Below are 12,949 nucleotides of genomic sequence, written 5' to 3' on the forward strand. Positions count from 1 at the left end.
CCCTCCCCTTAGGACGCTGCAATGACGCACCTCAACGACCGCACCCTCACCTCCTCCGGCTTCTACGTGAGCCAGGAGGCGCCGATCCACTCGGACCACCCGATCGCCACGCCGTCCAGCCCCGCGCCCGACATCCTGCGCTGCGCGTACATGGAGCTCGTCGTCACGGACCTCGCGGCCTCCCGCGTGTTCTACGTCGACGTGCTGGGCCTGTACGTCACGGAGGAGGACGAGCAGAGCATCTACCTGCGCTCCACCGAGGAGTTCATCCACCACAACCTGGTGCTGCGCCAGGGCGAGGTGGCCGCCGTCGCCGCCTTCTCCTACCGCGTGCGCACGCCGGAGGACCTCGACAAGGCCGTCGCCTTCTACACCGAGCTCGGCTGCGAGGTGCGGCGCGAGCCGGGCGGCTTCACGAAGGGCATCGGCGAGTCGGTGCGCGTCGTCGACCCGCTCGGCTTCCCGTACGAGTTCTTCTACGCCACGGAGCACGTCGAGCGGCTGTCGTGGCGCTACGACCTGCACACCCCCGGCGAGCTGGTGCGGCTGGACCACTTCAACCAGGTCACCCCGGACGTGCCGCGGGCCGTGAAGTTCATGCAGGACCTGGGCTTCCGCGTCACGGAGGACATCCAGGACGACGCCGGGACGGTCTACGCGGCGTGGATGCGCCGCAAGCCCACCGTGCACGACACCGCCATGACCGGCGGCGACGGCCCGCGCATGCACCACGTGGCGTTCGCGACGCACGAGAAGCACAACATCCTCGCGATCTGCGACAAGCTCGGCGCGCTGCGGCGCTCCGACGCCATCGAGCGCGGTCCGGGCCGGCACGGCGTCTCGAACGCGTTCTACCTGTACCTGCGCGACCCCGACGGGCACCGCGTCGAGATCTACACGCAGGACTACTACACCGGCGACCCGGACAACCCCGTCGTCACCTGGGACGTGCACGACAACCAGCGCCGCGACTGGTGGGGCAACCCCGTCGTGCCGAGCTGGTACACCGAGGCGTCCCTCGTGCTGGACCTCGACGGCAACCCGCAGCCCGTCGTCGCCCGCACCGACGACTCCGAGATGGAGGTGACCGTCGGCGCCGACGGGTTCTCCTACACCCGCCGGAACGACGCCGACGGCGGCGGCGTGCAGGGGTTCAAGCTGGGAGCCACCCTGTGACGGGGGCCGACGGCGAGCGCACCCTCGACGACGACGCCGTCGTCGCCGTCGCCGACGAGCTCGCCGAGGCCGACCGCACCCGCACCCCCGTGCCGCTGCTCACCGCGCGGCACGAGGGGATGACGGTCGCGGACGCGTACGCCGTGCAGCGCACGTGGCGCGAGCGCGGGGAGGCGCGCGGCCGCCGCGTCGTCGGGCACAAGATCGGCCTGACGTCGAAGGCCATGCAGGCCGCGACCGGCATCACCGAGCCGGACTACGGCGTGATCTTCGACGACATGGTGCTGGAGTCGGGCAGCGTCGTGGAGCACGCCCGGTACTCGAACGTGCGGGTCGAGGTGGAGCTGGCGTTCGTGCTCGCGTCGCCGCTCGAGGGCCCCGGGACCACCGTCACCGACGTGCTGCGCGCCACCGACCGCGTCGTGCCAGCCCTGGAGATCCTCGACGCGCGCGTCGAGATGCCGGGACGCACCATCGTCGACACCATCAGCGACAACGCCGCCATGGGTGCCATGGTGGTGGGCGGGCGGCCCGTGCGGGTCGACGACGTCGACCTGCGCTGGGTGTCCGCCCTGCTGTACCGCAACGAGACCATCGAGGAGACGGGCGTCGCCGCGGGCGTGCTGGGGCACCCCGCCGCGGGCGTCGCCTGGCTCGCGAACAAGCTGGCGGCGCACGGCGACTCGCTCGCCGCCGGCGAGACCGTCCTGGCCGGGTCGTTCACCCGCCCCACGTGGGTGCACCCCGGCGACACCGTGCACGCCGACTACGGGACCCTGGGGGCCGTGACATGCCGCTTCGTCTGACCGACGGACCGACCACCGACCGCTCGCTCGCCGCGATGCTCGCCGAGGCCGCGGACGAGGGACGCCCCCTCGTCGGTGCCTGGTCCTCGATGGGCAGCCCCGTCGCCGCGGAGCTCCTCGCCGGCAGCGGGCTCGACGTCGTGCTCGTCGACGGCGAGCACGGGCCCAACGACCTCAGAGACGTCCTCGCGCAGCTCCAGGCCACCGCCGCGTACCCGGTCGCGACGCTGGTGCGCGTCCCGTCCGGCGACCCGGTGGGCCTCAAGCGGGTGCTCGACCTCGGCGCCACGAACGTCCTGGTGCCCATGGTCGACTCCGCCGCCGAGGCCGAGGCCGCCGTCCGCGCCGTCCGGTACCCGCCGGCCGGCGTGCGCGGCGTCGGCAGCGCGCTCGCCCGCTCGTCGCGCTGGGCCCGGGTGCCCGGCTACCTCGGTGGCGCGGACGACGGCATCACCCTCGTCGTCCAGCTCGAGACGCGCGCCGCGATCGACGACGCCGCCGCCATCGCCGGCACGGACGGCGTCGGCGCCGTCCTCGTCGGCCCCGCCGACCTCGCCGCGTCGCTCGGCCACCTGGGCCGGCAGGACCACCCCGAGGTCGTGGACGCGGTGCTCGGCGCGATCGCCGCCTGCCGCGCCGCCGGCACCCCCGTGGGCGTCAACGCCTTCGACCCGGCCATGGCCGACCGCTACCTCGACGCCGGGGCGGCCTACGTCGTCGTCGGCGCCGACGTCACCCTGATCGCGCGCGGGTCCGAGCAGCTCGCCGCGCGCGTCGCCTCCCGCACCACGACCCCGCAGCCGAAGGACGGTGGAACCCGATGACGACGACCACTCCGACATCTCCGACCAGCTCGACCAGCCCGCGCGAGCGCGCGGCCGAGCTCCTCACCAGCACCCCGACGGGCCTGCTGGTCGGCGGCACGTGGCGCGACGCGTCCGACGGCGGCACGTTCGCCGTCGAGAACCCGGCCACCGGGGAGACCCTGACCCACGTCGCCTCCGCGACGGGTGACGACGCCCGGGCCGCGATGGACGCCGCCGCGGCGGCGCAGGCGTCGTGGGGCGCGACGCCGGCGCGGGAGCGGGCCGAGATCCTGCGCCGCGGGTTCGCCCTCGTGCAGGAGCGGCGCGAGGACCTCGCGCTGCTCATGACGCTCGAGATGGGCAAGCCGCTCGCGGAGGCGCGCGGCGAGGTCACGTACGGCGGCGAGTTCCTGCGCTGGTTCGCCGAGCAGGCCACCCACGACGACAGCCGCTACGCCCGCACCCCCGAGGGCTCGCTGCGGATGCTCGTGCAGCGCCGGCCCGTGGGCCCGTGCCTGCTCATCACGCCGTGGAACTTCCCGCTCGCGATGGCCACCCGGAAGGTGGCGCCCGCCGTCGCCGCCGGCTGCACGATGGTGCTCAAGCCGGCCCGCCTCACCCCGCTGACGTCGCTCCTGTTCGCGCAGCTCATGGTCGAGGCCGGGCTGCCCGACGGCGTGCTCAACGTGGTGCCGTCGGCCTCCGCGTCGGCCGTGAGCGAGCCGGTGATGGCCGACCCGCGGCTGCGGAAGGTGTCGTTCACCGGCTCCACGCCGGTGGGGCAGGCGCTGCTGCGCTCCGCCACCGAGAACGTGCTGCGCACGTCGATGGAGCTCGGCGGCAACGCCCCGCTCGTCGTCTTCGAGGACGCCGACCTGGACGCCGCGGTCGACGGCGCCATGGCCGCCAAGCTGCGCAACGGCGGCGAGGCCTGCACCGCCGCCAACCGGTTCTACGTGCACGAGTCCGTGGCCGACGAGTTCGTCTCCCGCCTCGCCGAGCGCTTCCGCGCCGTCGTCGTCGGGAACGGCCTGGACGACGGCACCACGCTGGGCCCGCTCGTCGAGGCGAAGGCCGTGGACTCCGTCGCGGCGCTGGTGGACGACGCCGTCGCGCGCGGCGCGCAGGTCGTCGTCGGCGGAGAGCGCCCCGACGGCCCCGGCCACTTCTACCCCGCGACGCTGCTGCGCGACGTCCCCGCGGACGCCCGCTGCATGACGGAGGAGATCTTCGGCCCCGTCGCCCCGGTCGCGACGTTCGCCACCGAGGACGAGGCGGCGGAGCTCGCCAACTCCACCGAGTACGGGCTGGCGTCGTACGTGTTCACCGGGGACGTGCGCCGCGGGCTCGCGTTCGCCGAGCGGCTCGAGTTCGGTCTGCTGGGCCTCAACGCCGGCGTCATCTCCAACGCGGCCGCACCGTTCGGCGGCATGAAGCAGTCCGGCACCGGCCGCGAGGGCGGCTTCGAGGGCATCGCCGAGTACCAGGAGACGCAGTACGTCGGCATGCCGCTCTGACCGCGAGGTAGTACGGGCTCCGGCGAGGTAGTCCGGATCCCCGCGAGGTAGTCCGGATCCCCGCGAGGTAGTCCGGATCCCCGCGAGGTAGTTCGAGGCCCGGCGAGGTAGTCGACTACCTCGCCGGGCCTCGAACTACCTCGGCATCTTCGGAACTACCTCGCGGGTCAGCCCCAGACGAGTCCGCGCGCCGGGTCCTCGAGCACCTTCGCGACGTCGGCCAGGTAGCGGGCGGCGAGTTCGCCGTCGACCAGGCGGTGGTCGACGGACAGCGCGAGCTGCGTGACCCAGCGCGCCTTGATCTTGCCCTTGTGCACCCACGGCTGCCGGCGGATCGCGCCGAACGCGAGGATGCCCGCCTCGCCGGGGTTGAGGATCGGCGTGCCCGTGTCGGTGCCGAAGATGCCGACGTTGGTGATGGTGATCGACCCGTCCGCCATGTCCGCGGGCTGCGTGCGGCCCGCGCGCGCGGTGGACGTGAGGGTCGCGATCGCCTTCGCCAGGCCGAGCAGGTCGAGCGTGTGCGCGTCCTTGATGTTCGGCACGACGAGCCCGCGCGGCGTCGCGGCGGCGATCCCCAGGTTCACGTAGTGCTTGTAGACGATCTCCTGCGCGGCCTCGTCCCAGCTCGCGTTGATCTGCGGGTGCCGGTTGACCGCCAGCAGCATCGCCTTGGCGGCGACGAGCAGCGGCGTCACGCGCACGTCCGCGAAGTCCCGGTCCTCCTTGAGGCGGGCGACCAGCTTCATCGTCTTCGTGACGTCGATCGTCTGGAACACCGTGACGTGCGGGGCCGTGAACGCGCTGGCCACCATCGCCTCGGCCGTGCGCTTGCGCACCGACTTCACCGGCACGCGCGTCTGGCGGCCGTCCTGGCTGACCGTGCCCGACGCGAGCCACGGCTGGTCGTCGTCGGGGTACGTGGCGAGGGCCTTCGGCGCCGCACCCTCGGCGTGCGCGACGACGTCCTCCCGCGTGACGATCCCGCCCGGGCCCGTGGGGTGCACGGAGGCGAGGTCGACGCCGAGGTCCTTCGCCAGCTTGCGCACCGGCGGCTTGGCGAGCACGCGGGTGGTCGACGAACCGGGCGTCGCCGGCACGCTCGCCATCGGCTTCTCGATCGTCGGGGCGGCCGGGGCGGGGGCCGGTGCGTCGACGTCGAGGCGAGCGCTCGAGGTCGAGGTCCCGGACATCGACGTCGGGCGCTTCGCCTCGACCTCGGCGGCCGGGGCCGCGGCGCGCCGCCGTCGTCGGCCACCGCCCGCGCCCTCCCCGGTGCCGTACCCGACCAGCACGGAGCCCGAGCCCTCGCCCGACGTCTCCTCGGCGGCCGCGGCGGGCGCGTCCGACGTGCCGCCCGACGGCGCTCCGGCGGGGGCGTCGGTGGTGATCTCGATGATCGCGGTGCCGACGTCGACGGTGGTGCCCTCCTCGGCGAGGAGCGCCGTGACGGTACCGGCCCACGGCGACGGCAGCTCGACGAGCGACTTGGCGCTCTCGATCTCCACGATCACCTGGTTCACGGCGACGGTGTCGCCGACGGCGACGCGCCACTCGACGATCTCGGCCTCCGTGAGGCCCTCTCCCACGTCGGGCAGCGGGAAGCGCTGGGTCGTCATCGTTCTCCTCAGCTCGCTCTCGGTCGCTCTCAGTGGGCCAGCACGCGGTCGACGGCGTCGACGACGCGGTCGATGCTCGGCAGGTACTCGTGCTCGAGCTTCGCGACGGGGTACGGCGCGTGGAAGCCGCCCACGCGCAGGACGGGCGCCTCGAGCGAGTAGAAGCACTCCTCGCTGACGCGGGCCGCGACCTCGGCGCCGGAGCCGAGGAACGTCGGCGCCTCGTGGACGACGACGCAGCGGCCGGTCCGCTTCACGGACGCGACGACCGCGGTGACGTCGAGGGGCGAGATCGCGCGCAGGTCGACCACCTCGGCGCTGGTGCCCTCGGCCGCCAGCGTGTCGGCGGCCTTGAGCGCCGTCGCGACCGTCGGCCCGTAGGCGACGAGCGTGACGTCGGTGCCCTGCCGGGCGACGCGCGCCCGGTTGAGCACGTCGGCGCCGCCGGCCGCGGCCACCGTCGGGTAGGCGCCGGGCGTGACCTCGCCCTTGGACCAGTAGCGGCCCTTCGGCTCGAAGAACAGCACCGGGTCCGGCGACGCGACCGCGGCGCGGATCATGTCGTAGGCGTCCTGCGGCGTGGACGGCGAGACGACGCGCAGGCCCGGCGTGTGCGCGAACAGCGCCTCCGGGCTCTCCGAGTGGTGCTCCACCGCGCCGATGCCGCCGCCGTAGGGGATGCGGATGACGACGGGCACCTGGAGGCGCCCGCGCGACCGGTAGTGCATCTTCGCGAGCTGGGTCGTGATCTGGTCGTACGCCGGGAAGACGAACCCGTCGAACTGGATCTCGCACACCGGCCGGTAGCCGCGCAGCGCCATGCCGATCGCGGTGCCGACGATGCCGGACTCCGCGAGCGGGGTGTCGACCACGCGGTCCTCGCCGAAGTCCTTCTGCAGTCCGTCGGTGACGCGGAAGACGCCGCCGTTGCGCCCGACGTCCTCGCCCATGACGAGGACCTTCGGGTCCGACTCGAGCGCGGAGCGCAGGCCTTCCGTGATGGCCCGCGCGAACGTCAGGGTCTGCGGGGTTGCTGAGGTCATCGGGCCGCCCCCGTCGTCTCGTCCGTCTCGTTCTCGTACTGCTCGAACCACGCCCGCTCGGTCTGCACCTGGGCGTGCTCGGTGGCGTACACGTGCTCGAACATCGCGCTGGTGGGCGGGGCGCCCAGCTCGCGCACCTCGGTGCGCAGCCGCTCGCCCAGGGCGTCGGCCTCGCGCTCGATGCCGGCGGCCCAGCCGTCGTCCCAGCCGCCCTCGGCGCGCAGCAGCGCGGCGAGACGGTCGATCGGGTCGCGGCGGGCCCAGTGGTCCTCCTCGGCGCGGGCGCGGTAGCGGCTCGGGTCGTCGGAGGTGGTGTGGGCGCCCATGCGGTAGGTGTAGGCCTCGACGAACGTCGGGCCGCCGCCGGTGCGGGCGCGCTCGAGCGCCTCCGCCGTCACCGCGTAGCAGGCGAGGACGTCGTTGCCGTCCACCCGGACGCTGGGGATGCCGAAGCCCTCGCCGCGCTGGTACAGCGGGGCGCGCGACTGGCGCGACGTCGGCTCCGAGATGGCCCACTGGTTGTTCTGGAGGAAGAACACGACGGGCGCGTTGTTCACCGCCGCGAACACGAGCGCCTCGCTGACGTCGCCCTGGCTGGTGGCGCCGTCGCCGAAGTAGGTGACGACGGCGGCGTCGCGCGCGGCGTCGCCGGTGCCGACCGCGCCGTCGCGCTGCACGCCCATCGCGTAGCCGGTCGCGTGCAGCACGTGGGAGCCGATGACGAGGGTGTACAGGTGCACGTTGTGCTCGTTCGGGTCCCAGCCGCCGTGGTCCTCGCCGCGGTACAGGCGGAGGCGGTCGACCGGGTCGACGCCGCGCGTCTGGAGCACGCCGTGCTCGCGGTAGGAGGGGAACACGTAGTCCTGCGGCGACAGGGCGGAGGCCGACCCGACCTGGGCGGCCTCCTGGCCACGGCCCTGCGCGTACAGCGCGAGCTCGCCCTGCCGCTGCAGGGCCGTGGCCTCGTCGTCGAACCGTCGCGTCAGCACCATGTCGCGGTACAGGGCGCGCAGGTCCTCGGAGGTGAGGTGGTCGACACGCGAGCGGTAGGTCGCGTTGTCGGGTTCGACGACACGCTCGCCGGTGGGCGAGACGAGCTGGACCAGGGGTTCGACGTCAGCGGGCGCGACGTCGGCGGACCCGTCGACAGGCATCTTGTCGGGCTCGCCGGTGGTGGGCTGCGGCACGCGGTCTCCTTCGCTGACGGCCCCTGGGTGGGGCTGGGCTGCTCCGGCACGGAGGAGGTCCCGGCCCACCACGACGGTGACCACCGGAACCTACGCCTTCGTAGCCTACGCCAGCGTAGGTTGCCGTCCAGGGGGCAGACCCCCCGGCGGCGGTGCCAATGTCCCCCCGGTCATTTTGGAGGAATCCTCCAAGCGCGAGGGCGGTCGACGCTGGCCGCGCTGGTCAGCGCGGGTACCCCTGACCGGCCCGCAGCGCGTCCCGCTCGCGCAGCACGGGCCACCGCGAGAAGGCGAACACCAGGAACATCACCACGTTGAGGACCGGCACGATGCCGACCAGCACCCACCAGCCCGAGTAGCCGGCCTTCTGGATGATCCGGATGTACGCGATCAGGAAGATCACGGCGACCGCGAGGTAGACGATGATCGCGGCGGTGCCGAACAACCATCCGTAGTCGTCGGCGAGCTGGTCGTAGTCCACGGTGTCCATGGCGGGGAGTCTTCCGCCGCGGCGCGGCACCGCAACCGGAGCCGGGGCCGGGCGGCATGTCGGTGGCCGGCGGGATGCTCGGGGGACACCTCGATGAAGGGACCCGCCCATGAACGCGCAGTCGACGCCGACGCCCGTCAACCCGCCGCAGCTGCACCAGAACCCCGCGTTCGCGTGGGGCATGGTCCTGCCCGCCGGGCGCACGCTCTACGTCGGCGGGCAGAACGGCACGGACCCCGACGGCGCCCTCGTGGAGGGCGGCCTCGGCCCGCAGACCGAGCAGGCCCTGCGCAACGTGCTCGCCGTCCTCGAGGAGGCCGGCACGGACGCGGAGCACGTGGCGAAGCTGACGATCTACCTCGACCCGTCGGTGGACCCGAACGACGGCTTCGCCGCCTCGCAGAAGGTCTGGCAGGCGCGCACCGCCGTCACCGTCCTCGCCGTCGCCCCCGCACGGCCGGGCGCACTCGTCGAGGTCGAGGCCGTCGCGACCATCCCCGAGGGCTGACGCGCCCGCAGACGGCGCCCTAGGCTGACGGCCGTGCGCAGACACCGCGGTCGCGGGATCCTCCGGGTGGTAGCCGTGCTGGCGCTGTTCCTTGCCGTCGCCGACGGCTTTCGTTGGGGGAACCGCTGGTACGTCTCGACGATGTTCGAGGACTCCTCGCCCGAGTACGCCCTCGAGATCATCGCCAAGGCCCACGACGCGCTGGTGCACGGGCTGATCTGGCTCGTCGTCGCAGCCCTGGCCGCCGCCGTCGGGTGGCGGCTCCGGGTGGTGCGGCGGCCGGCGTGACCAGGTTCGACCGGATCGCGGGCGCACGCGTGATCCACGCCACCCCGCATGGCACGCTCGTGCGGTGACCGTCACCTCCGGCCGCGCCGACGCCGCCGACACCACCGCCCGCGGCCCCGCCGTCGACACCCTCGTCCACCTGCGCGCGGACGGCGTCAGCGTCCTGGTCGACGCCCGCGGCGGCGAGCTGCCCGCCGTCGTGCACTGGGGCGACGACCTCGGCCCGCTGACCGTCGACGACGCGGCCGCCGTCGTCGTCGCCGCGGCCGCCCCGCTCGTGAACAGCGGGCCGGACGAGCCGACGCGGCTCACCCTCGTGCCGGAGCCCCGCACGGGTTGGCTCGGCCGTCCGGGTCTCGTGGGCGAGCGCGACGGCGACGGGTGGTCGCCGCGCTTCACGACCACGGTCGCGACGCTCTGCGGCGGTCCGCTCGCCGGCGGCCTCACGGAGGCCGGCGCCGGGGCCCTGCGCGTCGAGGCGACGGACCCGGTCGCGGAGCTCACGCTCGTCCTCGACGTCGAGCTCACCGTGGACGGCGTGCTGCGGGTCAGGGCCGCGCTCCGCAACGACGGCGGCCCGTACCGGCTGCACGAGCTCGCCGTCGTCCTGCCCGTGCCGCCGCGGGCGCGCGAGGTCCTCGACCTCACGGGCCGGTGGGGCAAGGAGCGGGTGCCGCAGCGGCACGACCTCACGGTGGGCACGCACCTGCGCGAGGGCCGCCGCGGCCGCACGGGCTTCGACGCCGCCACCCTGCTGACCGCGGGGGTCCCGGGCTTCGGCTTCGGCCACGGCGAGGTGTGGGGCGTGCACGTGGCCTGGTCGGGGAACCACCGGCACTGGGCCGAGCGCCTCCCCACGGGCGAGCAGGTGCTGGGCGGGAGCGAGCTGCTGCTGCCCGGCGAGGTGACGCTCGCCGCGGGCGAGGAGTACGAGACGCCGTGGGTGTACGGCGTGCACGGCCACGGCCTGGACGCGCAGGCCGCGCGCCTGCACCGGATGCTCCGCCGCCGCACGGCGCACCCGCACGGCCCACGACCGGTGACCCTCAACGTGTGGGAGGCCGTCTACTTCGACCACGACCTGGCGCGTCTCACCGCGCTGGCAGACGCCGCGGCCGAGCTCGGTGTCGAGCGGTACGTGCTCGACGACGGCTGGTTCCGCGGCCGCCGGGACGACACCCGCGGGCTGGGCGACTGGGTGGTCGACGACGAGGTCTGGCCCGACGGCCTGGACCCGATCGCCGACCACGTGCACGGCCTCGGCATGCAGTTCGGGCTGTGGTTCGAGCCCGAGATGGTCAACCTCGACTCGGACCTGGCGCGGGCGCACCCCGAGTGGGTCATGGGTGCCGGCGGCCGGGTGCCGGTGCCGTCGCGGCACCAGCACGTGCTCGACCTGTCGAACCCCGACGCCGCCGCGTACGTGCTCGAGCGGATGAGCGCCGTCATCGGCGCCCACGGCGTGGACTACGTGAAGTGGGACCACAACCGCGACCTCGTCGACCCGGGCTCCGGGCTGGACGGGCGCCCCGTCGTGCACGCCCAGACGCTCGCCGCCTACGGGATCATGGCCGAGCTGCGGCGGCGGCACCCCGGGCTGGAGATCGAGTCGTGCTCGTCCGGCGGCGGACGGGTGGACCTCGGCGTCGCCGAGCACACCCAGCGCGTGTGGGTGTCGGACTGCACCGACCCGCTGGACCGCCAGCAGATGCAGCCCTGGACGGCGCAGCTGCTGCCGCTGGAGTACCTGGGCGCGCACGTGGCCGCGGACGTCAGCCACCAGACCCACCGCGCGCACTCGCTCGCCTTCCGCGCGGCGACCGCCCTGTTCGGCCACTTCGGGATCGAGTGGGACCTCACGCGCTCGACGCCCGAGCAGCTCGCCGACCTGGCCGGCTGGGTCGAGCTGTACAAGGCCGAGCGCGGCCTGCTGCACACGGGCACGCTCGTGCGCCAGGACGCGCCCGACGCCGACTCCCCGCAGGTGTGGGGCGTCGTCGCGACCGACCGGTCCCGCGCCCTGTTCCAGGTCGCGACCCTGACCCGGCCCGCCACCGCGCCGCCCGGTCGGCTGACCCTGCGCGGCCTGGACCCCGAGCGCCGGTACCGCGTCGCCCCTCTGTCGCTGAGCAGTGAGGCGTTCGGCGCCTGGAACGTGCCGCCGTGGTTCGCGCTGCCGTCCGCCGACGGCGCGCTCGCCTCCGACGGCATCACGCCGCTGCCGCGGCCGGCCCGGCCCGGCGACGTGCCCCGCGGCACGGTGCTCACCGGGCGCGCGCTCGCGGTCGCCGGCCTGCAGGCGCCGGAGGCCGCACCCGGCACGTCGCTCGTGCTGCGGGTGGAGGCCGTCGGCTGACGGCCCTCCCGGCTAAGGTCAGACCATGCCGACGCCGCCTGCCGCCCCTGCCACGACGATCCTCACCGCCGTCGGCGAGGAGTGGGCGGGCTCCGTGCTCGACCCCGCGGTGCGCGACCGGCTGGCCGCCCACGGCCCGGTCGTCGACCTCGGGGCCGCCGACGACGCCGCGCTCGCCGCCGCGCGCGTGCTCGTCACGGGGTGGGGCGCCGCGGAGCTGGACGCCGCGCTGCTCGACCGGCTGCCGCGCCTGGAGCTCGTGGCGCACGCGGCCGGCTCGGTGCGCGGCATGGTCACGCCGGAGGTGTGGGCACGCGGGGTCCGGGTCACGTCGGCGGCGCACGCCAACGCGCGCGCCGTCGCGGACTTCACCGTGTCGATGGTGCACCTGGCGGTGAAGAACGCGCTGCGGCTCGGCCTCACGGCCGCCCGGGAGCACTCGATGCCGGGGCGCGACGGGATCCGCGGCCTCGACGGCGCCACGGTCGGCCTGGTCGGGTTCGGGCTCATCGCGCGCCTCGTCGCCGAGGCCCTGCGCCCGCTCGACGTGCGCGTGCTGGTGCACGACCCGTACTACGACGCCGACGACGCGCGCCGGGCGGGCGTGGAACCGGTCGGCCTGCCCGAGCTGCTCGCGGCGAGCGACGTCGTCTCCGTGCACGCCCCGCTCACGGACGGCACGCGCGGCATGCTGGGCGCCGACGAGCTCGGCCTGCTCGCGCCGTCCGCCACCCTGGTCAACACCGCGCGCGGCGGGCTCGTCGACCACGACGAGCTGGCCCGCATGCTCGCGGACCGGCCGGACCTGTTCGCCGTCCTCGACGTCACCGAGCCCGAGCCGCTGCCGGCGGGGCACCCGCTGCTCGGCCTGGGCAACGTCTTCCTCACCCCGCACGTCGCCGGCTCGCTGGGCACCGAGGAGGCCCGGCTGGGCCACGCCGCCGCGGACGAGGTCGACCGGTGGGCCGCCGGCGAGCCGTTGCGGCACGAGGCACGGCCCGAGCAGCTGCCCTTCACCGCCTGAGCGCACCCTCAGCGCCCCGCCCGGAGGCCGCCGAGCCCCCCCCCCCCCCCCCGCGGGCGGGGGGCGGGGGGGGGGAGGGGTGTGTTTTTTTTTTGTTTTTTTTGTTGTAGGGGGGGCGGGCGGTTTAAA

Annotated in this window: 12 protein-coding genes; 8 read left to right on the forward strand and 4 right to left on the reverse strand. The window is 74.5% G+C overall.

Annotation, left to right across the window (positions count from 1 at the left end; genetic code table 11):
* Positions 1–21 precede the first annotated feature (21 nt).
* The 4 genes from hpaD to ACFQ8Y_RS04785 are packed head-to-tail and all read left to right on the forward strand — an operon-like array spanning position 22 to position 4,305.
* Complete coding sequence (gene hpaD / locus ACFQ8Y_RS04770; RefSeq protein WP_430584755.1) at positions 22–1,176, forward strand: 3,4-dihydroxyphenylacetate 2,3-dioxygenase; 1,155 nt, start codon at positions 22–24, stop codon at positions 1,174–1,176.
* Entirely contained in the window at positions 1,173–1,982 is an 810-nt protein-coding gene (hpaH, locus tag ACFQ8Y_RS04775; RefSeq protein ID WP_430551586.1) for a 2-oxo-hept-4-ene-1,7-dioate hydratase, read from the forward strand. The genes hpaD and hpaH overlap by 4 nt, the downstream gene beginning before the upstream one ends.
* A complete protein-coding gene (locus tag ACFQ8Y_RS04780) occupies positions 1,967–2,806 on the forward strand; it encodes an aldolase/citrate lyase family protein (RefSeq protein WP_430551585.1) in 840 nt (279 codons plus the stop codon). The genes hpaH and ACFQ8Y_RS04780 overlap by 16 nt, the downstream gene beginning before the upstream one ends.
* Positions 2,803–4,305, forward strand: a complete 1,503-nt coding sequence (locus tag ACFQ8Y_RS04785) for an NAD-dependent succinate-semialdehyde dehydrogenase (protein WP_430551584.1) — start codon at positions 2,803–2,805, stop codon at positions 4,303–4,305. Before ACFQ8Y_RS04780 ends, ACFQ8Y_RS04785 begins: the two co-directional genes overlap by 4 nt.
* Positions 4,306–4,472: 167 nt before the next feature.
* Here the strand turns inward: ACFQ8Y_RS04785 and ACFQ8Y_RS04790 are convergent, their stop codons facing one another.
* The 4 genes from ACFQ8Y_RS04790 to ACFQ8Y_RS04805 form a co-directional block, all read right to left on the reverse strand.
* Positions 4,473–5,924 (reverse strand): dihydrolipoamide acetyltransferase family protein, encoded by a 1,452-nt coding sequence (locus tag ACFQ8Y_RS04790; RefSeq protein ID WP_430584756.1) that lies wholly within the window; start codon positions 5,922–5,924, stop codon positions 4,473–4,475.
* A gap of 29 nt (positions 5,925–5,953) precedes the next feature.
* On the reverse strand, positions 5,954–6,967 hold the full coding sequence (locus tag ACFQ8Y_RS04795) for an alpha-ketoacid dehydrogenase subunit beta (RefSeq protein ID WP_430584757.1): 1,014 nt from the start codon (positions 6,965–6,967) through the stop codon (positions 5,954–5,956).
* Positions 6,964–8,121 carry a pyruvate dehydrogenase (acetyl-transferring) E1 component subunit alpha gene (gene pdhA, locus ACFQ8Y_RS04800; protein ID WP_430584849.1) on the reverse strand — a complete coding sequence of 386 codons (1,158 nt, stop codon included), beginning with the start codon at positions 8,119–8,121 and terminating at the stop codon, positions 6,964–6,966. The genes ACFQ8Y_RS04795 and pdhA overlap by 4 nt, the downstream gene beginning before the upstream one ends.
* A 256-nt stretch (positions 8,122–8,377) precedes the next feature.
* The gene (locus tag ACFQ8Y_RS04805) at positions 8,378–8,644 is read right to left on the reverse strand and encodes a hypothetical protein (RefSeq protein WP_430551581.1); all 267 of its coding nucleotides are present in this window, start codon (positions 8,642–8,644) and stop codon (positions 8,378–8,380) included.
* Positions 8,645–8,753: 109 nt separating this feature from the next.
* Between ACFQ8Y_RS04805 and ACFQ8Y_RS04810 the strand changes: the two genes are divergently transcribed.
* From ACFQ8Y_RS04810 to ACFQ8Y_RS04825, 4 genes are all read left to right on the forward strand, one after another.
* Positions 8,754–9,152: a RidA family protein gene (locus ACFQ8Y_RS04810; protein ID WP_430551580.1), complete on the forward strand. Its 399-nt coding sequence runs from the start codon at positions 8,754–8,756 to the stop codon at positions 9,150–9,152.
* A gap of 66 nt (positions 9,153–9,218) precedes the next feature.
* On the forward strand, positions 9,219–9,440 hold the full coding sequence (locus tag ACFQ8Y_RS04815; RefSeq protein WP_430584758.1) for a hypothetical protein: 222 nt from the start codon (positions 9,219–9,221) through the stop codon (positions 9,438–9,440).
* Between the two features lie 64 nt (positions 9,441–9,504).
* A complete protein-coding gene (locus ACFQ8Y_RS04820; protein ID WP_430584759.1) occupies positions 9,505–11,796 on the forward strand; it encodes an alpha-galactosidase in 2,292 nt (763 codons plus the stop codon).
* A 25-nt stretch (positions 11,797–11,821) separates the two neighbouring features.
* Positions 11,822–12,820: a hydroxyacid dehydrogenase gene (locus ACFQ8Y_RS04825; protein WP_430584760.1), complete on the forward strand. Its 999-nt coding sequence runs from the start codon at positions 11,822–11,824 to the stop codon at positions 12,818–12,820.
* Positions 12,821–12,949: the final 129 nt, after the last annotated feature.

This window comes from Isoptericola sp. NPDC056605 (assembly GCF_042792795.1).
In the GTDB taxonomy this organism is placed as follows: domain Bacteria; phylum Actinomycetota; class Actinomycetes; order Actinomycetales; family Cellulomonadaceae; genus Isoptericola.

Excerpts from the sequence above, each read along its gene's own strand:
- hpaD (WP_430584755.1), top strand. The coding sequence starts at position 22 with ATGACGCACCTCAACGACCGCACCCTCACCTCCTCCGGCTTCTACGTG.
- ACFQ8Y_RS04805 (WP_430551581.1), bottom strand. The coding sequence starts at position 8,644 with ATGGACACCGTGGACTACGACCAGCTCGCCGACGACTACGGATGGTTG.
- ACFQ8Y_RS04825 (WP_430584760.1), top strand. The coding sequence starts at position 11,822 with ATGCCGACGCCGCCTGCCGCCCCTGCCACGACGATCCTCACCGCCGTC.
- ACFQ8Y_RS04785 (WP_430551584.1), top strand. The coding sequence starts at position 2,803 with ATGACGACGACCACTCCGACATCTCCGACCAGCTCGACCAGCCCGCGC.
- ACFQ8Y_RS04810 (WP_430551580.1), top strand. The coding sequence starts at position 8,754 with ATGAACGCGCAGTCGACGCCGACGCCCGTCAACCCGCCGCAGCTGCAC.
- pdhA (WP_430584849.1), bottom strand. The coding sequence starts at position 8,121 with ATGCCTGTCGACGGGTCCGCCGACGTCGCGCCCGCTGACGTCGAACCC.
- ACFQ8Y_RS04790 (WP_430584756.1), bottom strand. The coding sequence starts at position 5,924 with ATGACGACCCAGCGCTTCCCGCTGCCCGACGTGGGAGAGGGCCTCACG.
- ACFQ8Y_RS04795 (WP_430584757.1), bottom strand. The coding sequence starts at position 6,967 with ATGACCTCAGCAACCCCGCAGACCCTGACGTTCGCGCGGGCCATCACG.
- ACFQ8Y_RS04780 (WP_430551585.1), top strand. The coding sequence starts at position 1,967 with ATGCCGCTTCGTCTGACCGACGGACCGACCACCGACCGCTCGCTCGCC.